This is a genomic window from Actinoplanes sp. NPDC051470 (assembly GCF_040682035.1).
Lineage (GTDB): Bacteria > Actinomycetota > Actinomycetes > Mycobacteriales > Micromonosporaceae > Actinoplanes.
Map to the genome: position 1 here is coordinate 134,356 of NZ_JBFBAA010000003.1, position 23,402 is coordinate 157,757.

A 23,402-nucleotide genomic window follows, 5' to 3' on the forward strand; every position below is an offset into this window, starting at 1 on the left:
ACATCTCCAAAAGTCAGCGGCGGCCGAGGACGACAACCGTGAGTGCGGGCAGGACCAACAAGATCAAGGCGATGAGTACGATACGGAGCGCGACATCCGGCACCAGGAACCAGACCGCCGACGCCGCCACCAACGGCACCACGACCAGCCCGATCCGCTCGGCCCGGCGGAACCGGTAGACCGTCCCGGTGCGCCCGCGCCGCTTCGGGGTGAGCTTCCGCACCACGTCACGGCGTTGCTGCCGCCGGGCCACCTTGCGCGCCCGGACGGCCTTCTCCTTCTCCAGCACGGCCAGCCGCTCGGCCCGCCGTCGCGCCCGCTCCTTGGACATCAGAGCTGAGCGACCCAGTTGCGCAGCAGCGCGTACCCGGCGTCCCCGGATTTCTCCGGGTGGAACTGCGCGGCCGACAGCGACCCGAGCTCGACGGCCGCGGCGAAGGGCTGATCATGCGACGCGGTCGTGATCAACGCGCCGGCGCCGGCGAGCAGATCAAGATCCGACGCCGCGTACGAGTGGACGAAGTAGAACCGCTCCCCCGCCGGCGCGTCCGGCAGCAACCGCGACCCGGCGGGCACGGTGACCGTGTTCCACCCCATGTGCGGGATCCGGGTGGCGGTGAGCCGGGTGACCGACCCGGGCAGCGCCCCGATCCCCTTGGTCTCGACCCCGTGCTCGACCCCGGAGTCGAACAGGATCTGCATGCCGACGCAGATGCCGAGCACCGGCCGCCCGGCCGCGACCCGGTCGGTGATGACCGGGGCGGCGCCGAGCGCGTCGATGCCGGCCATGCACGCGGCGTAGGCGCCCACGCCCGGCACCACCAGTCCGTCCGCGGCGGCCGCCTCGTCCAGCGAGGACGTGACCGTGACCGAGGCCCCGGTGCGGGCCAGCGCCCGCTCGGCCGAGCGGAGGTTTCCGGAGCCGTAGTCGAGAACCACAACGTTCGGCGACATCAGCCGTCCCCGGGCATCAGCCAGAGCACGCCACCGGTCGCGGCCAGCACCGCGAGCACGGCGACGAGCCCGATGCTGAACTTGGTCGCGCCCTGCCTGGCCAGCGAGATCACCCCGCCGACGAGGATGCCGGCCACGATGAACAGCACGATCGCCATCAGAGCACGCCCTTGGTGGACGGCAGCTGCCCGGCGTTGCGCGGGTCGATCTCGACGGCCTCGCGCAGCGCCCGGCTGAACGCCTTGAACTGGGCCTCGACCACGTGGTGGGCGTCGGCCTTGCCGCCGTCACGGGCCGCCCGCAGCACGCTGACGTGCAGGGTGAGCTTGGCGGCGAGCCCGAACGACTCGAAGATGTGCCGGGTCATGCTGGTCGGGTAGACCGGCCCGATGTACGGCGCCAGCTCCGGCTCGTCGTGCACCACGTACGGCCGGCCGGACAGGTCGACGGCGGCCCGGCACAGCACCTCGTCCATCGGGATGGTGGCCGACCCGTACCGCCGGATGCCGGCCTTGTCGCCCAGCGCGCGGGCGAACGCCTCGCCCAGCGCCAGCGCGGTGTCCTCCATCGTGTGGTGCGCGTCGATCTCCAGGTCGCCCTCGGTGCGGACGAGCAGATCGAACCCGCCGTGCCGGGCCAGCTGGTTGAGCATGTGGTCGTAGAAGCCGACACCGGTGGACAGGTCACCCTTGCCGGCGCCGTCGAGGTCGATCTCGACGAGCACCTTGGTCTCGTTGGTGACGCGCTCGATGCGCGCGGTGCGGCTCACGGCAGTGCCTCCAGAAAGGCGTCGGTCTCGGCGGGGGTTCCAGCGGTCACGCGTAGCCAGCCCGGCAGGCCGACGTCACGCACCAGCACCCCGCGGGTCAAAAGGTGCTGCCACACTACTTTCTGATCCTTGGGCCGTTGATCACCGCCTACTTCGAAGAGCACGAAGTTGGCGTCGCTGTCGGCCACCCGCAACCCGCGGTCCCGCAGGGTGCGGACGATGCGGTCGCGCTCGCTCTTGATCGCGTCGACGTTCGCGAGCAGAACCTCACGGTGGGCCAGCGCGGCGCGAGCGGCCGCCTGGGTCAAAGACGACAAATGGTACGGCAACCGCACGAGCTGCACGGCGTCGACCACCGCGGGCGCGGCGGCCAGATAGCCCAGCCGGCCCCCGGCGAACCCGAACGCCTTGCTCATCGTCCGGGTCACCACGAGCCGGTTGGAGGACGACAGCGACGACAGCGCGCTCGGCGTTCCCGGCCGGGCGAACTCCGCGTAGGCCTCGTCCACCACGACCATCCCGACACCGCAGTCGAGCACCGCGTTGATCACCTCGGGGTCGAGCGCGGTTCCGGTGGGATTGTTCGGCGAGCACAGGAAGGTGACATCGGGCCCGTGCCGCAGAACCACGTCGGCGGCGGCGTCCGGGGTGAGCCCGAAGTCCGGGTCACGCAGGGCGCCGATCCACCGCGTCCCGGTGCCCGCGGCGAGGAGCGGATGCATGGAGTACGACGGGCCGAAGCCCAGCGCCGTCCGGCCCGGCCCGGCGAACGCCTGGAGCAACTGCTGCTGCACCTCGTTCGACCCGTTGGCCGCCCACACCCGGTCGGCGGTCAGGCCGTGTCCCAGATAGGCGGCGAGATCGGCGCGCAGGGCATCGGCCTCGCGGTCGGGATAGCGGTTGAGGTCGCGCAGTTCGGCCTGCACGGCCTTCCCGATCGCCTCCGCCACCTCGTCCGGCAGCGGGTACGAGTTCTCGTTGGTGTTCAGCCGCACCGCGACGTCGAGCTGAGGCGCGCCGTAGGGCTTCTGTCCACGAAGGTCGTCGCGGATGGGCAGATCGTCGACCGTGAGGTTGGCCCAGGGAAGCGGCTGAGACTCCGGAACCGGCTGGGACGCGGTCACGACGGGAACCGCGCCGTGACGGCCTGACCGTGGGCCGGCAGGTCTTCGGCGTTGGCCAGCGCCACGACATGCGGCGCGGCGGCGCGCAGGGCCGCCTCGTCGTAGTCGATCACGTGGATGCCCCGCAGGAACGACTGCACCGACAGCCCGGACGAGTGCCGCGCGCAACCGGCGGTCGGCAGCACGTGGTTGGACCCGGCCGCGTAGTCGCCGAGCGACACCGGCGAATAGGCCCCGACGAAGATCGCCCCGGCGTTGCGGACCCGCATCGCCAGATCGCGAGCATTGCGGGTCTGGATCTCCAGGTGCTCCGCCGCGTACGCGTCGACCACGGCGAGGCCCTGCTCCACATCGTCGACCAGCACGATGCCGGACTGCCGGCCGCCCAGCGACTCGCGCACCCGGGACTCGTGCTTGGTCACGCCGACCTGGAGGGACAACTGCGCGTCGACCGCGTCGGCCAGCGCGACCGAGTCGGTGACCAGCACCGAAGCGGCCAGCGGATCGTGTTCGGCCTGGCTGATCAGGTCGGCGGCGACGTGGGCCGGGGCGGCGGAGTCGTCGGCCAGGATGGCGATCTCGGTCGGGCCGGCTTCGGCGTCGATGCCGACGCGACCCTGGAGCAGCCGTTTGGCCGCGGTGACCCAGATGTTGCCCGGCCCGGTGATCATGTCGACCGGAGCGCAGGCGTCGGCCTCGTCGGCGCCGGCCGAGCCGTAGCCGAGCATGGCGATCGCCTGGGCGCCGCCGACCCCGTAGACCTCGGTGACGCCGAGCAGGGCGCACGCGCCGAGGATGGTGGGGTCGGGCAGCCCGTTGTTGGACTGCTGCGGCGGGCTCGCCACGGCCAGCGACTGGACCCCCGCCTCCTGAGCAGGCACCACGTTCATCACCACGGTGGAGGCGAGCACGGCCAGGCCGCCGGGGACGTAGAGGCCGACCCGGGTGACCGGGACCCACCGCTCGGTGACCGTTCCACCCGGGACGACCTGGGTGGTGACGTCGGTCCGGCGCTGGTCGGCGTGCACCCGGCGGGTCCGCGCGATGATTTCCAGGAGCGCCGCGCGTACATCGGGATCGAGGGTTTCCGCGGCAGCGGCGATGGCGGCGGGCGGCACCCGGAGGCGGGCCAGCTCGACCCCGTCGAAGCGATGGGTCGCGTCTCGGATCGCGGCGAAACCATGCTCCCGCACCGCCTCGACGGTCGGGCGGATCTGCTCGACCGCGGCGGAGACGTCGAGTTGAGCACGGGGCAGCAGGTCGCGCGGGTCGTCCGAGGAGCCGCGCAGGTCGATCCGATTCAGCACGTGGCTAATTCTAGGCCGGGCCGGATTATGCGCCGGAGGCCGATTCCAGCCATCGGGATGGCCGGTATGCCCGAATGGCCGTCACATCGCCCCACCCGGCGCAAGCGCGGACAGCAATCATGCCGATACGCTCGCCGGGTGGGCACGATTCTCCCGGTCTTTCCGTTGAGCACGGTGCTTTTCCCCGGGCTCGTCCTGCCCCTGCACATCTTCGAGGAGCGCTACCAGACGCTGGTGAACGAGCTGGTGGCCGCGCCCGAGGACGGGCCGCACGAGTTCGGCGTGGTGACCCTGCGACACGGGTCCGAGGTGCTGACGCCGGCCGAGGGCGAGTCCGGCCCGCCGGTGGCGGAGTCACCGGTCACCGCCGAGCAGCTCTACGAGGTGGGCTGCACCGCCGAGCTGCGCCAGGTCACCGAGCTCGAGGACGGACGGTTCGACATCGTCACGGTGGGGCGGCGCCGGTTCCGGGTGCTGGCGGTGACCGCCGGGCCCGAGCCGTACCTGACCGCCGAGGTCGAGTGGCTGCCCGAGGAGGAAGCCGCCGGCGAGACGGCCGACCTGCTGGCCCCGCGGGTGCTGGCCGCCTTCCGCACCTACCTCGACCTGCTGCGCCCGGCCACCGAGGTGCTCGACGCGGTGCCCGACGACCCGACCGTGCTCTCCCACCTGGTCGCGGCGACGGCCCAGCTCACCACCGACGAACGGCAGCTGCTGCTGGCCGCGCCCGACACGGCGAGCCGGCTGCGCACCGAGCTCAAGCTGCTCAACCGCGAGGCGGGCCTGCTGGCTCGGGTCCGGGCGGTGCCGGTGCCGCTGTCCGATCTGGCTCGCCCGGCAAGCCCGAACTGACCTCGGCCGGCGGCGGCATCGGCGCGTTGCCCAGGTCGTTGCCGTAGCCGGGGCGGGAGCCGGGCGCGTCCAGGTCGGGGTCGTTGGCCCAGCCCGCCATCAGGGTCAGCACGATGGCCGCCCCGAACGCGGCGACCAGGAGCGCCCCGTACGCGCTGAGGTCGGGTGGCGCGGTGTAGGTGGCCCCGGGTGACGACGAGCCACGCCAGTCCTCGTACGCCCCCAGCCCGATCAGCCGCCCCACCTGCCAGGCCACCACCGGCGCGGCCAGCGTGCCCAGGATCACGCCGCCGAGCAGCCACGGGCCGCGGTTCCGGCGCAGCACCAGCCACGCGACCACGGCCGCGAGCAGGCCGAAGACCAGGCAGAGCAGGCTGAACCAGCCGTCCGCGGCGATGTACTCCTCGGGCGACGGGTCGTTCACCACGACCCGTCCCTGCCCGGCGTTGATCACCGGGATGGTCGGCGCGAGGAAGTGCCACAGCACGCCGAGCGGGCCGCCGGCCACCGCGAGCGCCACGGCCGTGGCGCCGGCCACGGCCAGGTCACGGCCGAGCGGGCGGCGCGGCGGCGGAGGCGGCTCCACCACCCAGGAGTACGGCGCCTCGGTGTCCGGGTTCACGCTTCGATCCTGCCAGGCCCGCTCAGGCCACCGCGGACGGGCCGAGAATCATCTTCAGGTCGGCCCGCAGCGCCGGGGTGGGCGCCACCTTGAACCCGCCCAGCCGCATCACCGTGGTCCGGCCGCCGTTCACCAGGTTGACGTGCACCTCGCAGCCGCCGGGGTGGCTGACCAGGATCTCCTTGAGTTCCTTGACCAGCGGGGGCGTGCACCGGGTGATCGGCATGGTGAGGGTGACCGGCTTGGTGTCGGGGTTGTGCGTGACGTCCGGCAGGGACATGTCCATCGCCATGATCCGCGGGGTGTCGTCGCGCCGGTCGATCCGGCCCTTGACCACCACGATCGCGTCCTCGGCGATGTACTGCCCGATCACCTCGTAGGTGTTCGGGAAGAACAGCGCCTCCACGCCACCGGCCAGGTCTTCCAGCGTGGCCGAGGCCCAGGCCCGGCCCTGCTTGGTGATCCGACGCTGCACGCCGGTGAGGATGCCGGCCAGCGTGACGACCGAGCCGTCCGGGACCGAGCCCTCCTCGTTGAGCGAGGCGATCGTGGTGTCGGCCGCGTTGGCCAGCATCTGCTCCAGCCCGGCCAGCGGGTGGTCGGAGACGTACAGGCCGAGCATCTCGCGCTCGAAGGCCAGCTTGTCGCGCTTGTCCCACTCTCCATCTGGGATAACCGGCATCACGGCGCTGGTCGACATCTCGACATCGCTGCCAGCTCCGAAAAGGTCGAACTGTCCGGTTGCTTCCTTGCGCTTCAGCTCTGTGTATCCATCGATTGCTTCTGCATGGATGGAGAGCAAACCCTTTCGAGTCTCCCCCAGAGAGTCGAAAGCGCCGGCCTTGATCAGCGATTCGATCGTCCGCTTGTTGCAGACCACCGCGTCGACCTTGGACAGGAAGTCGTAGAAGTCTTGGTATTCGCCCTTCTCGGTGCGGCACCGGGCGATCGACTCGACCACGTTGGCGCCGACGTTGCGCACCGCGCCGAGGCCGAAGCGGATGTCCTTGCCGACCGGGGTGAACGGGCCGGCCGACTGGTTGACGTCGGGCGGCAGGACCTGGATGTGCATCCGGCGGCACTCCGCCAGGTACATCGCCATCTTGTCCTTGTCGTCGCCGACGCTGGTCAGCAGCCCGCCCATGTACTCGGCCGGGTAGTGCGCCTTCAGGTACGCGGTGAAGTACGAGACCAGGCCGTACGCGGCCGAGTGGGCCTTGTTGAACGCGTACCCGGCGAACGGGACCAGCACGTCCCACACCGCCTGGATCGCCTCGTCGGAGTAGCCCTTCGCGCGGCAGCCGTCCCGGAACGGGATGAACTCCTTGTCGAGGATCTCCTTCTTCTTCTTACCCATCGCCCGGCGGAGCAGGTCGGCCTGTCCCAGCGTGTAGCCGGCCAGGATCTGCGCGGCGCGCTGCACCTGCTCCTGGTAGACGATCAGGCCGTAGGTCGGCTCCAGGATCTCGCGCAGCGGCTCTTCCAGCTCGGGATGGATCGGCGTGATGTCCTGCAGCTTGTTCTTGCGCAGCGCGTAGTTGGTGTGCGACTCGACGCCCATCGGGCCGGGGCGGTAGAGCGCCAGCACGGCCGAGATGTCCTCGAAGTTGTCCGGCTTCATCAGCCGCAGCAGCGAGCGCATCGGGCCGCCGTCGAGCTGGAACACGCCCAGGGTGTCGCCGCGGGCCAGCAACTCGTAGGCCGGCTTGTCGTCCAGCGGGAGGGCCAGCAGGTCGAGGTCGAGGTCGTGGTTGAGCTTGATGTTCTTGACCGCGTCGTCGAGGATCGTCAGGTTCCGCAGCCCGAGGAAGTCCATCTTGAGCAGGCCGAGCGTCTCGCAGGTCGGGTAGTCGAACTGCGTGATGATCACGCCGTCGCTGGCCCGGCGCATCAGCGGGATGTGCTCGATGATCGGCTCGGCCGACATGATCACGCCGGCCGCGTGCACCCCGGTCTGCCGGATCAGGCCCTCGATGCCGCGGGCGGTGTCGATCACCTTCTTGACGTCGGGGTCCTGCTCGTACAGCGTGCGGACCTCGCCGGCCTCGCCGTACCGCTTGTCGTCGGAGTTGAAAATGCCGGACAGCGAGATGCCCTTGCCCATCACGTCGGGCGGCAGCGCCTTGGTGATGCGGTCGCCGACCGCGAACGGGTAACCCAGCACCCGGGCCGAGTCCTTGATCGCGGCCTTCGCCTTGATCGTGCCGAAGGTGGCGATCTGGGCGACCTTGTCCTCGCCCCAGCGGTCGGTCACGTACTTGATGACCTCGCCGCGCCGGCGCTCGTCGAAGTCGATGTCGACATCGGGCATCGAGATGCGCTCGGGGTTGAGGAACCGCTCGAAGATCAGGCCGTGCGGCAGGGGGTCGAGGTCAGTGATGCCCATCGCGTACGCGACCAGGGAACCCGCCGCCGAACCACGGCCGGGGCCGACCGCGATGCCGTTCTTCTTCGACCACTGGATGAAGTCGGCGACCACGAGGAAGTACGACGGGAAGCCCATCTGGATGATGACCCCGAGCTCGTACTCGGCCTGCTTGACGTGCGTCTCGGGGATGCCGTCGGGGAACCGGCGCTTGAGCCCCTCGAACGCCTCGTGGCGGAAGTACTCCTCCTCGGTGTAGCCGTCCGGGATCGGGAACCGGGGCATCAGGTTCTTGAACGTGAACATGCCCTCGGTGTCGACCCGCTCGGCCACCAGCAGCGTCGTCCGGCAGCCTTCCTGCCAGGCCTCGGAGGAGTCGACCGCACGCATCTGGTCGGCCGACTTCACGAAGTAGCCGTTGCCGTCGAAACGGAACCGGTTGGGGTCGGCCACGTTGCTGCCGGTCTGCACACACAGCAGCACGTCGTGGGCGGCCGACTGCTCCTCGAAGGTGTAGTGCGAGTCGTTGGTGACCAGCGGCCGGATGTTGAGCTTCCGACCGATCTCGAGCAGGCCGTCGCGGACCCGCTTCTCGATGGACAGGCCGTGGTCCATGATCTCGAGGAAGTAGTTGTCCTTCCCGAGCGCCTCCTGGTACATCGCCGCGGACTTCAGGGCCTCGTCGAACTGGCCCAGCCGCAGGCGGGTCTGCACCGCGCCGGACGGGCAGCCGGTGGTGCCCATGATCCCCTCGGCGTGCTCGGCGATGGTGTCGAAGTCCATCCGCGGGTACTTGCCGAGCTGGCCCTCCATCGACGCCCGGGAGCTGAGGCGGAAGAGGTTCTTCAGGCCGACCGCGTTGCGCGCCCACATCGTCATGTGGGTGTACGCGCCGTTACCGGAGACGTCGTCGCTCTTCTGCTCGGGCCGGCCCCACTTGATGCGGCTCTTGTTGAAGCGGGAGTCGGGCGCCACGTAGGCCTCGATGCCGATCACCGGGGTGATCTCGGCCGCCCGGGCCTGGGTGTAGAAGTCGTACGCCCCATGCATGTTGCCGTGGTCGGTGATCGCCGCGGCCGGCATGCCCAGCCGTTTCGCCTCACCGAGAAGGTCCTTGACCCGGGCGGCTCCGTCGAGCATCGAGTACTCGGTGTGCACATGCAGGTGCACGAAGGAGTCAGACACCCGGGCCCCCTCTCGCCGCCGTCGAAATCAGCGTCCCCGAGCCTAGTCCGAGACCCTCCGTGGTCGTTGGCGACCCGCCCTGGCTACTCGGCGAACGGCTCGATCATCATCGACGCCGCCTTGATCCACGCGGCTCGGGTCTCGGGCTGCAGGTCGGCGTACTCGATCGACGATCCGACCTCGAGCGACGGGTCGTAGGGCACCACCGCGACGGCCCGGGTCCGGGTGCCGAAATGCTTGACCAGGTCGTCGAGCAGCGGGGCCTTCCCGGCCGACGGGCAGGAGATCAACGTCACGGCGTTGCGGACCAGATCTTCCTGGCCGGTCTCGTCGAGCAGGTCGAGCATCCAGTCGGCGGTGAACGCGGCGTCCTCCCGCGGGACCGTGGTCACCACGAGCTGATCGGCCGCTCGCATCACCGTCTGCCAGTTGACGCTCTCGACGTTGTTGCCGGTGTCCACGCAGATCACGTCGTGGGTGCGGCGCAGCAGGTCCATCACGCGGCGCACGGTGTGCTGGTCGAGTCGCTGGGCGAAGCGCGGGTTCTCCTCGCCGGCCAGCACGTCGTAGGAGCCGTCCGAGGCGTGTCGCAGGTAGCCGTCCAGCTCCTGGAGCAGGGCGTCGCCATGCATGTTCTCGATCTGGAGCAGATCGTGCAGCAGGTGCCGGATGGTCCGGGCGTGACGGGCGCTGCCGGCCCGCAGGCCCAGCGTGCCCCGCAACTCATTGTCGTCCCAGGCCAGCACGCCGCGGCCGCGGACACTGCCGATGGTCGCGGCGGCGAGCACGGTCGCGGTCGTCTTGTGTACGCCACCCTTGGGGTTGGCGAACGCCAGCACCCGCGGCCGGCCGACCTTGCGCCGCAGGATCTGCACCGCGCGGTCGGCCTCTTGCGCCGGCGCGGCCTGCCGCCACTCGATGCGGGCCGGCGCCGGGGACTGCTGGGCGATCGTCGGCCGGGCCACCGGGGGCAGGACCGGCGGCGGGACGGCGGCCGCGGCGCGATAGGCCGGTTGTGGCGGCGGGGCGCCCGGGGTGAAGTAGCTGTGCGGCTGAGCCGGGGCGGGCGGAGGCGCGGCCACCGCGTCGGCGCGCCCTTGGAAGCCCTCGGCGAGGCGGGAGCGGCGTGGCTCGAGCGGGTTGACCGGCCGCTGTTCCAGGGGGTTGGGCGACCGCTGGTCGAGCGGGTTGGCCGACCGCTGGTCGAGCGGGTTCATCGGCCGCGGCTCGGGCTGCGGGGGCATCGGCCGGGCCGGGGTACGCCGGTCGAGCGGGTTCACCGGCCGGCGGTCGAGCGGGTTGGCCGGGCGGGCGGCGGGCTGCTCGTAACCGTTCTGCCGGGGAGCGGGCTGGCCGTTCTCGGGGCGTGCCGTCTCGGGCAGCCACGAGCGCCGGTCGAGCGGGCGCATCGGCAGCGGCTGGGCCGGGGCCGACGGACGCCGCGGCTCAGGCGCGCTCTCGTCGGCCGGCTCCTCGGGCTCGTCGTCGTGCGGGGACCGCGACCCGTGGCGGGCGCGGTCGAGCAGACCACGCCAGCGGCGCCCGGAGTCCGCAGGCCGGCCCCAGCCGGTCTCGGTCCCGTCCACGGCTCGTCCTCCCTGCGTAACTCGATGATTCCTCTGGGCCACGGGTGTCGCCGCCACGCAACAGGCTACGGAGCTGAACCCCTTTCGGGCCACTCTCCGGCGGTCCAACCTCGGCCGCCGGGCGGGCCATCGGGTGCTCGGCCGACATGGTTTCTAACGCGTGGACGCCCCGCCGGGTTCACCCGACCCGCTCGCCGGAGCGCCGGGTGGTGACGTCGGGGCTGGTGCGGCGGGTGGGGCAGGGTCTTCCTCCGAACTAGGGAGAGAAGGGCCGGTTCCCGCCGAGGGGGCAGCGGGCTGCTGGGGTGAGGCAGATGTCACAGTGGCCCCGAGCGCAGAGGGTACTGGCGTCGGGGTTGCGGCGGCAACCGTCGAAGTGCCACCGGGTGCCGGAGTGATCGCGGTCCGTCGAGCATTTTCCTGGTCAGAGGGGAATTGCTCGGGCAAAGGGGGCCGAAACTCAACCCGGTCCAATTGCCGCACTTCGGGTGCAGGATCCACGGCTCGCACCTCGGCCCGACCGGCGATGCCCCGGAGGGCGGCCGGGTCGGCGTGGACCACGGCGGCGAAGACACAGGCGCAGTGCGCGCGGTAGGCGTGCGCCTCGGCCGCCGCGGCGCCGGCCGCGTCCTCGTACGCCCGGCGCAGCCTGTTCCGATCCTGGCCGGCGCCGTCGAGATCGTGGCTGAGGCGGCCGTAGTCGGCCCGCTCCTGATCGCGCTGACCGGCCGTGGCCAGCATCCCGGCGACCACATCGTCGGGAACGCGGTACGCCGGGATGCGTACCACCCTGGTCTCGGTTCTCGGCAGGGGCGCCCGGGCGTAGACCTGGGCCACGGCGCTGCCGCTCAGCACCGACGGCAGCTCGCCCGGCGGGACGTAACCGCTGAGCGACACCAGCGCCCAGGCCGGCCCGCCCAGCGACGCCAGCTCGCCCTGACTGCTCCGGAGATAGCCCGGAACGGACTGGCCCTCGACCACCCCGACCCGCACGACGTCACCGGGCGCGGACGGCGCCGGGGCCGGCGGGTGATTGCGGTCGGCGGCCAAGATGATCATGGCAAGCAGCGACGCCGCGGAGGCCACCGCGAACCCGGTCGCGATGCGCTGACCGGCCGCGGCCATCGGACAACCCCCTGCGGTTCTGTCTCAGTCGGCGTCTTTCAGCACGTTGAGCGCGTGCTCCAGATCGTCAGGGTAGTCCGAGACGAAGCGCACCACATCTCGAGTCGCCGGATGCTCGAAGGCCAGCTCGCGGGCGTGCAGCCACTGCCGGGTCAGCCCCAGCCGGGCGGCCAGGGCCGGGTCGGCGCCGTAGGTGAGGTCGCCCGCGCAGGGGTGCTTCAGCGCCGAGAAGTGCACCCGGATCTGATGGGTCCGCCCGGTCTCCAGCCGCACGTCGACCAGGCTGGCCGAACGGAACGCCTCGAGCGTGTCGTAGTGGGTCACGCTCGGCTTGCCGGTCGACATCACCGCGAACCGCCAGTCGGAGGTCGGGTGCCGGTCGATCGGGGCGTCGATGGTGCCGCGCAGCGGGTCGAGGTGGCCCTGCACCACGGCGTGGTAGCGCTTCTCGACCTCGCGCTCCTTGAACGCCCGCTTCAGCGACGTGTAGGCCTGCTCGCTCTTGGCCACCACCATCAGCCCGGTGGTGCCGGCGTCGAGGCGGTGCACCACACCCTGCCGCTCGGCCGCGCCGCTGGTCGCCACGCTCTGGCCCATCGCGGCGAGCCCGCCGATCACGGTCGGGCCGGTCCAGCCCGGGCTCGGGTGGGCGGCCACGCCGACCGGCTTGTCGACCACCACGATGTCGTCGTCGCTGTAGATGATCTTCAGGCCGTCGACCGGTTCGGCCACGACCACCGGGGCGGACACCGGCGCCGGCAACGTGACCTCGAGCCAGGCGCCGGCCGCGACCTTGTCGGACTTGGGCCGCGGGAAGCCGTCGACCATCGCGTCGCCGGCCTCGACCAGGGTCGCGGCGGCCGTGCGGGAGAGTCCGAAGAGCCGCGAGACGACCTGGTCGAGGCGCATGCCGTCGAGACCGTCCGGGACGGGGAGGGATCTGGAGGTCACGGTGCTTTCTTTTTCGCAGGGGTACGGCTGCCGTCGCGCTGCCGCCCGGTCAGTTCGAGCAGGACAGCCAGCACCACGCCGACGCTCAGGCAGGCGTCGGCGATGTTGAACACGGCGAAGTACTTGGCGTACGGCCCGAAGAGGCTGATCATGTCGACCACGTGCCCCTGGAGGAAGCCGGGGGCCCGGAACAGCCGGTCGGTCAGGTTGCCCAGCGCCCCGCCGAGCACCAGGCCCAGCGCCAGCGCCCACGGCGCCGAGCGCAGCTTGCGGGCCATGAACCCGATCCAGGTCACCACGGCGATCGTCACCAGCGGGAAGACCCAGGTGTAGTCGCTGCCCAGGCTGAACGCCGCGCCGCTGTTGCGCAGCAGGGACAGGTAGATGAGGCCGCCCAGGATCTTGACCGGCTCACCCTCCACCAGCTCGTTGGTGGAGATCTCCTTGACCAGCTGGTCGAGCCCCACGGCGATCACCGCGGTCACGGTGAGCACCAGCAGGGCGCGGCCGGCAAAGCCGCGTGCGGTGACCGGCTCGTCGGTCACCGTTGCCTCGTCGGCGTCGTTCAGCGTCGCTCCTCAAGCTGCTTGCAGGACACGCACAGGGTCGCGGACGGGAACGCCGCCAGCCGCTCGACCGGGATGGCGTTGCCGCACTTCTCGCACCAACCGTAGTTGCCCTCGCCGAGGCGGTCGATGGCGCGTTCCACCTGTGTGATCCGCTCCAGCAGATTGTTGGCCAGAGTGATCTCCTGCTCACGCTCGAACGTCTTGGTGCCGGTGTCGGCGGTGTCGTCGCCGGCCGAGTCGTCCAGGCGCTCCCGCTGCAGCTCAGCGATCTCGGTAAGGGTCTGGTCGTACTCGGTCTGAAGCTCGCTGCGACGCTCCTCGAGAGCGGCGTGGATCTTCTTGGTCTCGGCCGCGCTGCGGGTCCGCTTGGCGGCGGGCTTCGTCTCGGTTGCCTTGGCCATGATCGCTCCCTCGACCGCGCGCGGCGCGCGGATGTCTGCCCCCTACGTACCTACCAAAACGGCGTGGCGACAAGGGTCGCACACACCGGAGGCTCGCAAGGATACGGAACGTGAAGGACACCGACAACACGGCGCACCGGCCCCCAGGACGCCAACCCGGGCGAAACGCCCTGGTCACAGGTCGGATACCCGACGATGTCCGGGTTACGCGCGGGGTTCGTCCCCGGTTTCGCCGAACCACCGGGCCAGCCGGCCCCGGCGGCTCACCGCGCGCAGCCGCCGCTCGGCCAGGTCACGGGCGGCGGCGGTGGCCACGATCAGCAGCGCGTCGCCGGAGCGCAGACGGGTGTCCGGGCCGGGGACGAAGCCGGCGCCGTCCCGCACCACCAGCGTGATCGCGGCGCCGACGGGCAGCCGCAACTCGTCGATGTGCACGCCGGCCAGCCGGGAGCCGTCCGGCACGTCCACCTGGAGCAGGTCGGCGTTCATCTTCTCCAGCGGGGCCGTCTCCACGTGCAGTTCGGTCGCCTCGCCGGGGGCGGTCACGCCGAGCAGGCGGGCGGCCGGGGCCAGCGTGCCGGCCTGCAGCAGGGTGAAGATGATCACCAGGACGAAGACGGCGTCGAACAGGCCGTCGGCGCCCGGCGTGCCGGCCGAGAGCGGAATCGTGGCCAGCACGATGGGCACGGCGCCGCGCAGGCCGGCCCAGGAGAGGAAGGCGCTCCCCCGCCAGCCGATCCGCATCTCGGGCCGGCGCGGGCCCCGGAGCGGGCGGGCCAGCACCGCGGAGACGACCACCGACAGCGGGCGGGCCAGCAGCACCAGGGCGACGCCGACGACCAGGGCCGGAACCAGCGCGGCGCTCAGCCGGCTCGGCGACACCAGCAGCCCGAGCAACACGAACAGACCGATCTGGGCCACCCAGGCCAGCCCGTCGGCGAACCCGAGGATCGACCGGCGATGGGGCAGCCGGGCGTTGCCGAGCACCACCCCGGCCACGTAGACGGCCAGGAAGCCGCTGGCGTGGGCGACGGCGCCGGCCGCGTACGCCAGGAACATCAGCCCGACCGCCGCGATCGGATAGAGCCCGGACGAGGGCAGCGCGGCGTGCCGCAGCAACCAGCGCCCGGCCATCGCCACCAGCCAGCCCAGCGCGCCGCCGGCGGCCAGCTCGTAGATCACGATGATCAGCTCGTACCACCAGGGGTGTGGCATCGGCCCCGCGGCCGAGAGCAGGACGACCAGCAGGACCACCGGGGCGTCGTTCATGCCCGACTCGGCCTCCAGCGTCGCCACCAGCCTCGGGGGCAGCCGGAGCCGGCGCAGCGTCGCGAACACCGCGGCGGCGTCGGTCGACGAGAGCACCGCGCCGTAGAGCAGGGCCAGCTTCCAGTCGAGCCCCAGGATCAGGTGCACGGCGAGGCCGACGATCGCGATGCTGACCGCCACCCCGACCGTGGCCAGCACGGCCGAGAGCCCCAGCACGGGCCGGAGGGTGGTCCAGCGCGCGGTCAGCCCGCCCTCGGCGATGATCATGATGAGGGCGCAGAAGCCGAGGGTACGGGTGAGCTCCGCGTCGTCGAACCGGATGCCGAAGCCCGACTCCCCGATCACGATCCCGATCAGCAGGTAGACCAGCAGACTGGGCAGCCCGAGCCGCGTCGAGACGCGCACCGCGGCCACGGCGACCAGCAGCACCGCCGCCCCGACCAGCAGCGCTTGATCCAGGCCGCCGCTCACGCTCGGCCATCAAGCAGGTCGCCGACCCGGGCGGCGGCGGTCGGACCGGCGTCAGGAGCGCTCGGGTCGGGGGTCCGCCGCTTGGCCATGACCCCATTGTCGCGATCTTCTCCATCGACAGCGCACCGGGGCCACGCCGCGACGATCAGTGATGGTTGGCGCGGGCGACCAGGCGGTCGACCGGGCGGCACAGGCCGCACGGGTTGAAGCCGAGCTCGACGGCCTCGCTCACCGGCAGGCCCTCGGTGAGGCGGCCGACCAGGTGGGGGCAGTCGGCCATGTGGTAGCGCGGGCGCCCGTCGACGACCAGGACCTCGGCGTCCATCCGGGCGACCTGGACCGCGTCACCGGGGTGGACCGCCTGCGGCAGCGGCTCGTCCTCGGGGTCGTCGTCGTCGGCCTCGTCGAACTCCTCCTCGGCCGGGGCGTCCGTCGACGGCGCGGTCGCCCCGGGCGCCGGGGCCGGGTCGTCGAGCAGCAGCGGGGCCTCGTCGTCGAACGGCTCGGCCGGGCGGGTGCCGGGGTCGGTCAGCGTGGGGTCGGTGCGCCACGCCTCGGGCCGGCCCTCGGCGCGGGCCGAGTCGATGGTCGAGGAGGCACGGTCGTAGTCGGGGGCGCGGCGGCCGGGCTCGGGCTCGAGCAGGTCGTCGTCGTCCTCATCGTCCAAGATCGGGTCAGACGCGGAGAAATCGGAATCGGCGTCGCGCGCCGGGCGGGCCGCGCGAGCAGCGGCCGGCGGTGGCGGCGGGAACTCGTCGGCGTAGGCCTCGGACAACGACGATCCGGGCGGCGGCGGCAGGAAGTCCTCGCGGCCGGGCGGGGCGTAGTCGGCGGCCGGGCCGGGCGGCGGCGGGAAGTCTTCGTGGACGACGGTCGCGGCGGGCGGCGGAGACGGGTAGTCGCCGGGGCCGGTCGCGGCGGGCGGCGGAGGCGGCGCGAACTCGTCGTACACGACCTCGGAGGGCGCGGGGGCGGCGGCGCGGCGGGCCGCTCGGGCGCCCTGGCCGGTGTGGGTGCCGCCGGGGCCGGGGCCGGTGGAGGTTCGCGCGCCGGCCGTGGCGAACTCGGCGGGCGACGGCGACTCGCTCAGGAAGGCGTCGTCAGCGGGGCTCGCCGGGACGCCCTCGGCGGCGCGGCGGAGCGTGGCCGCGCGGCGGGCGCCGATGACCAGGGCGACCGCGGCCAGCAGGCTGGCCACGATCGAGCCGATCAGCATCGTGCTCGCCCCGTCGGCGAGGCCCAGGACGAGCAGCGTCACCGCGACGAGGATGAGCAGAAGGGTCACAACGATCATGGCTCATCCTCGTCGAGGTGCAGCCGACCGATGACAGGAAGTGTCAGCGGCCGGATTCGATGGAGTTGGCGCGGCTGCCGCCGTACGAGCCGGCGAGACCCGCGGCGGCCAGGCCACCGGAGCCACCGACCGAACGACCGGCGTCGGCACGGGCGATCTCGGCCTCGAGGCCCTGCCCACGACCGTCCAGGTCACGCAGCTGGCTCTCCAGGTACGCCTTCAAACGGGTGCGGTACTCCCGCTCGAACTGCTTCAGCTCCTCGATGTGCTTCTGCAGCGCGGACCGCTTGGCGTCGAGGCCGCCCATGGCCTCCTGGTGACGCTGACGCGCGTCCCGCTCGAGGGCATCCGCCTTGGCGCGCGCCTCGCGGGTGACCTCCTCGGCCTTGGACCGGGCGTCGGACAGCAGCTTGTCGGCCTCGCGGCGGGCGTCGGACACGTGGTCGTCGGCGGTGCGCTGGGCCATCATGAGCACGCGCAGGGCCTGCTGTTCGCCGTCGCCGCCGGAAGAGGTGGAACCGGCGCCGACCGGACCCTGGGCACGCACCTGGTCGAGCTCGGCCTGCATCTGCCGTGCGGCCTGCTCAGCTGCGGCCTTGTCCCGCTGGATGCGGTCCAACTGGGCCTTCATGTCGTTGAGCTCGGCGGCCATGCGGGGGTCGGCACCCGGGACGGCTGGCGCGCCACCCCGACCGCCGCGCTCCACCTGGGCGCGCAGCTCGTTGTTCTCCTCGATCAGACGGGCGAGTTCGCGCTCGACCTCATCCAGGAAGGCGTCGACCTCCTCCTCGTCGTACCCCCGCTTGCCGATCGGAGGCTTCTTGAAGGCGACGTTGTGCACGTCGGCCGGGGTCAGCGGCATCGAAACTCCTCGGGTCAGTTGCGGCCGCGTGGGGAGGGCCTCATCAACCCCTGCTGAAGGTGACGATGAGGCTCTCTAACACGAAGTTCAAAAGCACGAACAGGATAACCAGCAGGACCAGGGACGCCAGGTCCACGCTCACGTTACCAATTCGAAGCGGTGGGATCACACGCCTCAACGCCTTGAGGGGTGGATCAGTGACGCTCCACACCGACTCCAATGCCGCCGACGCGCCTCGGCCGGGCTGCCAGCGGCGTCCGTACTGCAACACCGCGCCCATGACGAAGCGCGCCAGCAGAGTCAGGAAGAAGACGTAGACAAGTAGATAGAGAACCTGAAACAAAATCGACAGCACGTGGGCGGTTTCCCTCGTTCGGGTCAGCTCTGGGCGAAGAACCCGCCCTCAGCGATCTTGGCCTTGTCCTCTGCCGTGACCTGGACATTTGCCGGTGAGAGCAGGAAAACCCGGTTGGTCACGCGCTCGATCGTACCGCGCAGGCCGAAAGCCAGACCGGCGGCGAAGTCGACCAGCCGGCGGGCGTCGCTCTCGTCCATCTCGGTCAGGTTGATGATCACCGGCACACCGTCGCGGAAGTGCTCGCCGATCGTCCGCGCCTCACGGTAGGTGGTCGGGTGCAGCGTGGTGATCTGGTAGCGCTGATCTTCCTCGGCTGCGCGCTGGTGCACCTGGACCTGGGGCGCGAGGGCAAGATCGCCCCGGGTCGGGTAGCTGTCCGCGTTGGAGTTGTTACGGCTGGTGCCGGAGGGCGCGATGTGGCGCACGGTGGCCCGCTCGGGGCGGTCGTCACGCTCGGCGGCCGCGCGCTCCTCCTCTTCCTCGAGCTCGGCGACGGCGCGCTGGAGCCGGCCGGATCCGCGGTCGCGGTTGTTCGGGCGGGACCGCTGGACCGGCGCCGGCTCCTCGGCGTCTTCGTCCTCGTCGGCGAACTCGTCCGCGTAGCGGTAACCGGAGTCCCGGTCACGCTCGCGGTAGCCACTGTTCTCGCGGTAGCCACGGTCGTCGTACGCGCGATCGTCGTCCTCTTCGACGAGACCGAGCCACACACCGGCCTTACGCAGAGCACTCACGCTGTCACCTCGTCCCGCTCGGCGCCGAACCGACCGTCCATTGCCCCCACCTCAATTCCGATCGCGGCCCGCAACCCCCAGTCGGGGCCGCTTCCCCCCTTGCACGCGCCTTACGCACACGCGCCGCGCTGTCCGGGCGCCGTCCCCGCAAAGGGAGGCGCGTAAACAACACCTATGTAGTTTGCTGCCCGCCGCAAGGCTACCGCAGCCTGTTTCGCATCCCGAGTAAAGAAGTGCCGATCCTTACGTGTGTCGCTCCGTGCGCGACGGCCTCTTCCAGGTCCCCGCTCATCCCCGCGGAGACGACGGTCGCCTCGGGGTGATCGGCCACCAGCCGGGCCGAGAAAGTGCGCAGAACCTCGAAGGCGGATCCGGCCGGTACGCCCAGCGGCGCCACCGCCATCAGCCCGCGAAGCCGCAGGGCGGAGGAGGCGGCGACCGCGTCGACGACTTCCCAGAGCGAGGAACCGTGGGCGCCCCCACGCCCGGGCGACTCGTCCAGGCTGGCCTGGACCAGCACGTCCAGCGGTTCTTCCCGCAGGTCAGCGGCGGCACGATCGAGCGCCACGGCCAGCCGGACCGAGTCCACCGACTCGACCACGTCGGCATAGGTCACGACCGAACGGGCCTTGTTGCGCTGGAGCTGCCCGACGAAATGCCAGCGCGGCGAGGCGCCGGCCGCGCGTACCTCAGCCGCCTTGGGCCCGGCCTCTTGATCTTTGTTCTCGCCGACGTCGGCGATGCCGAGCGAGGTCAGCAGCACCACGTCGCCGGCCGGATAGGTCTTGGTGACGGCCACCAGGGTGACCTCGTCGGCCGCCCGGCCGGCCGCCGAGCAGGCGCGCGCGATCCTCTCCCGCACCTCGCCGAGGTTGCTGTCGAGCTGCGCGCGCCTGTCGATGCTAGCCACCGAAGCCTGGTCCTCCGGACGGCACGGAGAACCCGGACCCTTCGGGCTCGAGCATTACGACCCGTTCTTCAGGAAGTCCGGCACGTCGACGTCGTCGAAGAGCACCCGGCGCGGCGGCGGGGTGGTGGCCGCCGGCGGCGCGCTCGCCACCGGGACCGGCGCCGGCGTGGTCGCCGGCGGCGCGCTCGGCTGCTGGACCACCTTGCGCGCGGTCTCGACCGGCTTGTACGAGGGCGTGCCCCCGTCGAAGCCCGCCGCGATCACGGTGACCCGCACCTCGTCGCCGAGCGCGTCGTCGATGACCGCGCCGAAGATGATGTTGGCGTCCGGGTGGGCCGCGTCGGTGACCAGCTGCGCCGCGTCGTTGATCTCGAACAGGCCGAGGTCGGAGCCGCCGGCGATGGAGAGCAGCACGCCGCGGGCGCCGTCCATGCTCTGCTCGAGCAACGGGCTGGAGATCGCCTTCTCGGCCGCCTCGACCGCGCGGTTGTCGCCGCGCGCCGAGCCGATGCCCATGAGCGCGCTGCCGGCCCCGGACATGACGCTCTTGACGTCGGCGAAGTCCAGGTTGATCAGGCCCGGCGTGGTGATCAGGTCGGTGATGCCCTGGACGCCGGAGAGCAGCACCTGGTCGGCCTGCCGGAACGCGTCCATCATGCTGATCCCGCGGTCGCCCAGCGCGAGCAGCCGGTCGTTCGGGATGACGATCAGGGTGTCGCACTGGTTGCGCAGCTCGTCTATGCCGGCCTCGGCCTGCACCTGGCGGCGCTTGCCCTCGAACGAGAACGGCCGGGTGACCACGCCGATGGTGAGCGCACCAAGTTTACGGGCTATCTGCGCCACGACCGGCGCGCCGCCGGTGCCCGTGCCACCGCCCTCGCCGCAGGTCACGAAGACCATGTCGGCGCCCTTGAGCACCTCTTCGATCTCGTCGCGGTGGTCCTCGGCCGCGTTCTTGCCGACCTCGGGCTGGGCGCCGGCGCCCAGGCCACGCGTCAGCTCGCGGCCGACGTCGAGCTTGACGTCGGCGTCACTCATCAGCAGCGCCTGCGCATCGGTGTTGATCGCGATGAACTCGACGCCCTTGAGCCCGACCTCGATCATGCGGTTCACGGCGTTGACGCCACCGCCACCGATGCCGACCACCTTGATGACGGCTAGGTAGTTGTGTGGAGGAGTCATCGGGCTCAGCCTTCCCTTCCAGGGTTAGTGGCAGAAGAAGGCCCCTGCGGTCCGTGGTGGGGACCGCACTTCGACTGCCGCTGGCCGTACAAGGGAGGGCGAGGAAACCCTCACCCTCTACTAGAGGCTTAGTCTTATGTCAACCATCGAACCTCTGGTCGCAACGTAAGCAGCCGTCACTGGTGAAACCAAGGACCCACGCGGCGTGTCGGCGGCCGGTTACGTGGCGGAAATCCGACGAAGCCGTAACCTCCGCCGTAAAGCTCCGTTTGTGCGCGTGTGTCCGGTTAATGCCCCACTCTAGCGGATCGTCACGACCGTCGGCGCACTGACATCGATGGTCTGCCCATCCCTCTTCAGCAGAGCCGTCGAGACCTGGGCCTTCGTCTCGCTGGCCGAGTCGTCGCCCCAGATCACCTTGCGGTCCTTGCGGAGCGAGAGTTCGATCCGGGCCGGCGCCAGGACCGAGATCTGCAGCAGCTGCTCCCGAAGCTCCTCGGTGAGCGAGCCGAGCACGGTCAGCATGGCCCGGGTGTTGACGTCGTCCGGGCCCGGCTTGGGCAGCGCGGCCAGCGGGATGGCCGAGGGCTTGCGCTCGACCGTCCGGTACGGCACGCCCTCGCCGTCGATCAGGGTGAACTGCTGGCCGGCCCGGACCGCGGCCACCGGTGTCCGCTCGACCACCTCGACCACCACGGTGGCCGGCCAGCTCCGGGACACCACGGCGTGGTCGACCGCGGCCAGGCCCTGCACCCGGCCCCGGACCGCGTCCAGGTCGACCCGGGCCAGCGGCTCACGCAGCCGCACCGACGCGGCCTCCTCGACCTCGACGGTGCTGAGCGAATCGGCGCCGACCACCCGCACCTCGCGGACGCCGAGCACCGGGGTCGCGTACACCATCCAGACCAGGCCGCCGATCACCAGCGCCACGCCGAACGCGACCGCCCACGGCAACGCCGCGCGGAGCCGGCGCTGCCGGGCGCGGGCCATGAACCGGCGCACCGACGACGGCACCGCGTCGGTGTCCGCCCGGACCAGTCGCCAGTTCCGCCCGCCCCCGCCGGCCATCATCGAATCAGTCCTTGTCCGCGGCGGCGAGGACGTCCAGCAGCTCGTCACCCATCATCGAGATCGGCGGCGCGCCCATCGTCACCACCACGTCGCCCGGGCGGCTGCGCCGGACCACCTCGGCCGGCACGTCCTCCCAGGACGGCACGAACACCTTGTGCCCGGCGGGCAGGTCGATCGCCGCGGTCAGCGCCACGCCACCCTCGCCCGGCTGCCGGGTCTCGCCCGGACCGAACACCTCCATGCAGATCACCTCGTCGGCCAGCGCCAGCCCCTCGGCCAGCTCGGCCTGCAGGTCACGGGTGCGGTAGACCCGGTACGGCTGGAAGACCACCAGCAGCCGCCCGTCGCCGGCCACCTCGCGCAGCGTGCGCAGGGCCGCCTTGACCGAGGTCGGGTGGTACGCGTACTCGTCGTAGACCCGCACGCCGGCCGCGATGCCCTTGCGCTCGAACCGGCGCCGGACCCCCGGGAACGAGGACAGCGCCTCGCTGATCGAGGCCAGCGGGATGCCCAGCTCGAGGGCGGTCAGCACGGCCGCCGCGCTGTTCAGGCCCATGTGCGTGCCGGGCAGCGCCAGCTTGAGCTCGCCGAGCGGCTGCCCGTTCAGCGAGGCCTGGTAGCGCACGCCGCCGGTGGCCGAGGAGATGTCCCAGATCCGGAGGTCGGCCGCCTCGCTCTCGCCGTACGTGAAGACGCTCTTGCCCTCAGCGCGCAGCGCCGCGATCAGCTCCTGTGTCCCCGGGTCGTCGGCGCAGGTGACCACGAAGCCGTCGGCGTCGGTGAGCCGGGCGAAGTCGAGGAACCCGGCCTTGAGCCCGGCCAGGTCACCCCAGTTGTTGAGGTGGTCGCCCTCGATGTTGGTGATGATCGCGACGTGTGGCCGATAGATCAGGAACGACTTGTCGCTCTCGTCGGCCTCGGCCACGAAGTGCGGGCCGGTGCCGTGGTGGCCGTTGGAGCCGGCCTCGGAGATCTCGCCACCGATCACGAACGACGGGTCCTGACCGGCGTGCTGCAGGATCACCGTCATGATCGAGGTGGTGGTGGTCTTGCCGTGGGTGCCCGCCACCGCGATGGCCTGCCGGTTGGTCATCGCCGCGGCCAGCGCCTCGGACCGATGCAGCACGCGCAGCCCCCGCCGGCGGGCCTCGGCCAGCTCGACGTGGTCGAACGGGATCGCGGTGGAGTAGACCACCGTGTCCACGCCGTCCAGGTTGGACTCCACATGGGACATGTGCACGGTGCCGCCGAGCGCGCGCAACGCGGCCAGGGTCGGCCACTCGCGCAGCTCGCTGCCGGAGACCGGCACGCCCCGGGTCAGCAGCAGCCGGGCCAGGCCGCACATGCCGACGCCGCCGATCCCGATCAGGTGCACACTGCCCAGGTCCTCGGCGGTCAACTCACCGGCCGGCGTCAGCTCCGCCGTGTTCACGCTGCGACTCCC

General features: G+C 71.4%; 23 protein-coding genes. 1 reads left to right on the top strand and 22 read right to left on the bottom strand.

What is annotated here, in order from left to right; translation table 11 throughout:
- Positions 1–13 precede the first annotated feature (13 nt).
- From AB0M54_RS07750 to hisD, 6 genes are read right to left on the bottom strand one after another with little or no spacing between them, the layout of a single operon-like run.
- Positions 14–331 (bottom strand): hypothetical protein, encoded by a 318-nt coding sequence (locus AB0M54_RS07750; protein ID WP_364325406.1) that lies wholly within the window; start codon positions 329–331, stop codon positions 14–16.
- Positions 331–954 (bottom strand): imidazole glycerol phosphate synthase subunit HisH, encoded by a 624-nt coding sequence (gene hisH, locus AB0M54_RS07755; RefSeq protein WP_364325409.1) that lies wholly within the window; start codon positions 952–954, stop codon positions 331–333. The genes AB0M54_RS07750 and hisH overlap by 1 nt, the downstream gene beginning before the upstream one ends.
- A complete protein-coding gene (locus AB0M54_RS07760; RefSeq protein ID WP_364325412.1) occupies positions 954–1,112 on the bottom strand; it encodes a hypothetical protein in 159 nt (52 codons plus the stop codon). Before AB0M54_RS07760 ends, hisH begins: the two co-directional genes overlap by 1 nt.
- Entirely contained in the window at positions 1,112–1,723 is a 612-nt protein-coding gene (gene hisB / locus AB0M54_RS07765; protein ID WP_364325415.1) for an imidazoleglycerol-phosphate dehydratase HisB, read from the bottom strand. Before hisB ends, AB0M54_RS07760 begins: the two co-directional genes overlap by 1 nt.
- Entirely contained in the window at positions 1,720–2,847 is a 1,128-nt protein-coding gene (locus AB0M54_RS07770) for a histidinol-phosphate transaminase (RefSeq protein ID WP_364325418.1), read from the bottom strand. The genes hisB and AB0M54_RS07770 overlap by 4 nt, the downstream gene beginning before the upstream one ends.
- On the bottom strand, positions 2,844–4,154 hold the full coding sequence (hisD, locus tag AB0M54_RS07775) for a histidinol dehydrogenase (RefSeq protein ID WP_364325421.1): 1,311 nt from the start codon (positions 4,152–4,154) through the stop codon (positions 2,844–2,846). Before hisD ends, AB0M54_RS07770 begins: the two co-directional genes overlap by 4 nt.
- Before the next feature lie 138 nt (positions 4,155–4,292).
- On the opposite strand from hisD, the gene AB0M54_RS07780 reads away from it, so the two are divergent.
- The gene (locus AB0M54_RS07780) at positions 4,293–5,006 is read left to right on the top strand and encodes an LON peptidase substrate-binding domain-containing protein (protein ID WP_364325424.1); all 714 of its coding nucleotides are present in this window, start codon (positions 4,293–4,295) and stop codon (positions 5,004–5,006) included.
- Here AB0M54_RS07780 and AB0M54_RS07785 read toward each other — a convergent pair.
- From AB0M54_RS07785 to murC, 16 genes are all read right to left on the bottom strand, one after another.
- Positions 4,921–5,628: a hypothetical protein gene (locus AB0M54_RS07785; protein WP_364325426.1), complete on the bottom strand. Its 708-nt coding sequence runs from the start codon at positions 5,626–5,628 to the stop codon at positions 4,921–4,923. The genes AB0M54_RS07780 and AB0M54_RS07785 overlap by 86 nt on opposite strands.
- A gap of 22 nt (positions 5,629–5,650) precedes the next feature.
- On the bottom strand, positions 5,651–9,178 hold the full coding sequence (gene dnaE, locus AB0M54_RS07790; RefSeq protein ID WP_364325429.1) for a DNA polymerase III subunit alpha: 3,528 nt from the start codon (positions 9,176–9,178) through the stop codon (positions 5,651–5,653).
- 83 nt (positions 9,179–9,261) lie between these two features.
- Positions 9,262–10,764: an AAA family ATPase gene (locus AB0M54_RS07795; protein WP_364469796.1), complete on the bottom strand. Its 1,503-nt coding sequence runs from the start codon at positions 10,762–10,764 to the stop codon at positions 9,262–9,264.
- Positions 10,765–10,917: 153 nt separating this feature from the next.
- Positions 10,918–11,889: a hypothetical protein gene (locus tag AB0M54_RS07800; RefSeq protein ID WP_364325435.1), complete on the bottom strand. Its 972-nt coding sequence runs from the start codon at positions 11,887–11,889 to the stop codon at positions 10,918–10,920.
- 24 nt (positions 11,890–11,913) lie between these two features.
- On the bottom strand, positions 11,914–12,798 hold the full coding sequence (locus AB0M54_RS07805; protein ID WP_364325559.1) for an RluA family pseudouridine synthase: 885 nt from the start codon (positions 12,796–12,798) through the stop codon (positions 11,914–11,916).
- 38 nt (positions 12,799–12,836) lie between these two features.
- Positions 12,837–13,385, bottom strand: coding sequence for a signal peptidase II (gene lspA / locus AB0M54_RS07810; protein ID WP_364325437.1), 549 nt, complete (start codon positions 13,383–13,385; stop codon positions 12,837–12,839).
- 20 nt (positions 13,386–13,405) lie between these two features.
- The gene (locus AB0M54_RS07815) at positions 13,406–13,810 is read right to left on the bottom strand and encodes a TraR/DksA family transcriptional regulator (protein WP_364325440.1); all 405 of its coding nucleotides are present in this window, start codon (positions 13,808–13,810) and stop codon (positions 13,406–13,408) included.
- A gap of 204 nt (positions 13,811–14,014) precedes the next feature.
- Positions 14,015–15,550 carry a potassium/proton antiporter gene (locus AB0M54_RS07820; RefSeq protein ID WP_364325443.1) on the bottom strand — a complete coding sequence of 512 codons (1,536 nt, stop codon included), beginning with the start codon at positions 15,548–15,550 and terminating at the stop codon, positions 14,015–14,017.
- 145 nt (positions 15,551–15,695) lie between these two features.
- Positions 15,696–16,502: a hypothetical protein gene (locus tag AB0M54_RS07825; RefSeq protein ID WP_364470041.1), complete on the bottom strand. Its 807-nt coding sequence runs from the start codon at positions 16,500–16,502 to the stop codon at positions 15,696–15,698.
- Between the two features lie 385 nt (positions 16,503–16,887).
- The gene (locus AB0M54_RS07830; protein ID WP_364325446.1) at positions 16,888–17,706 is read right to left on the bottom strand and encodes a DivIVA domain-containing protein; all 819 of its coding nucleotides are present in this window, start codon (positions 17,704–17,706) and stop codon (positions 16,888–16,890) included.
- Between the two features lie 43 nt (positions 17,707–17,749).
- Positions 17,750–18,061, bottom strand: coding sequence for a YggT family protein (locus AB0M54_RS07835; protein WP_364325449.1), 312 nt, complete (start codon positions 18,059–18,061; stop codon positions 17,750–17,752).
- Between the two features lie 23 nt (positions 18,062–18,084).
- Positions 18,085–18,795: a cell division protein SepF gene (locus AB0M54_RS07840; RefSeq protein ID WP_364325452.1), complete on the bottom strand. Its 711-nt coding sequence runs from the start codon at positions 18,793–18,795 to the stop codon at positions 18,085–18,087.
- A 199-nt stretch (positions 18,796–18,994) separates the two neighbouring features.
- Positions 18,995–19,705 (bottom strand): YggS family pyridoxal phosphate-dependent enzyme, encoded by a 711-nt coding sequence (locus tag AB0M54_RS07845; RefSeq protein ID WP_364325455.1) that lies wholly within the window; start codon positions 19,703–19,705, stop codon positions 18,995–18,997.
- A gap of 54 nt (positions 19,706–19,759) precedes the next feature.
- The gene (gene ftsZ / locus AB0M54_RS07850) at positions 19,760–20,887 is read right to left on the bottom strand and encodes a cell division protein FtsZ (protein WP_364325458.1); all 1,128 of its coding nucleotides are present in this window, start codon (positions 20,885–20,887) and stop codon (positions 19,760–19,762) included.
- A gap of 300 nt (positions 20,888–21,187) precedes the next feature.
- The gene (locus AB0M54_RS07855) at positions 21,188–21,958 is read right to left on the bottom strand and encodes an FtsQ-type POTRA domain-containing protein (protein ID WP_364469798.1); all 771 of its coding nucleotides are present in this window, start codon (positions 21,956–21,958) and stop codon (positions 21,188–21,190) included.
- A gap of 4 nt (positions 21,959–21,962) precedes the next feature.
- Positions 21,963–23,390: a UDP-N-acetylmuramate--L-alanine ligase gene (gene murC, locus AB0M54_RS07860; protein ID WP_364325464.1), complete on the bottom strand. Its 1,428-nt coding sequence runs from the start codon at positions 23,388–23,390 to the stop codon at positions 21,963–21,965.
- Positions 23,391–23,402 lie beyond the last annotated feature (12 nt).

What these genes read in the sequence shown, in the direction of transcription:
- AB0M54_RS07760 (WP_364325412.1), bottom strand. Translation starts at nt 1,112, where the DNA reads ATGGCGATCGTGCTGTTCATCGTGGCCGGCATCCTCGTCGGCGGGGTG.
- AB0M54_RS07805 (WP_364325559.1), bottom strand. Translation starts at nt 12,798, where the DNA reads ATGCGCCTCGACCAGGTCGTCTCGCGGCTCTTCGGACTCTCCCGCACG.
- ftsZ (WP_364325458.1), bottom strand. Translation starts at nt 20,887, where the DNA reads ATGACTCCTCCACACAACTACCTAGCCGTCATCAAGGTGGTCGGCATC.
- hisH (WP_364325409.1), bottom strand. Translation starts at nt 954, where the DNA reads ATGTCGCCGAACGTTGTGGTTCTCGACTACGGCTCCGGAAACCTCCGC.
- AB0M54_RS07750 (WP_364325406.1), bottom strand. Translation starts at nt 331, where the DNA reads ATGTCCAAGGAGCGGGCGCGACGGCGGGCCGAGCGGCTGGCCGTGCTG.
- AB0M54_RS07855 (WP_364469798.1), bottom strand. Translation starts at nt 21,958, where the DNA reads ATGATGGCCGGCGGGGGCGGGCGGAACTGGCGACTGGTCCGGGCGGAC.
- AB0M54_RS07830 (WP_364325446.1), bottom strand. Translation starts at nt 17,706, where the DNA reads ATGCCGCTGACCCCGGCCGACGTGCACAACGTCGCCTTCAAGAAGCCT.
- AB0M54_RS07815 (WP_364325440.1), bottom strand. Translation starts at nt 13,810, where the DNA reads ATGGCCAAGGCAACCGAGACGAAGCCCGCCGCCAAGCGGACCCGCAGC.
- AB0M54_RS07800 (WP_364325435.1), bottom strand. Translation starts at nt 11,889, where the DNA reads ATGGCCGCGGCCGGTCAGCGCATCGCGACCGGGTTCGCGGTGGCCTCC.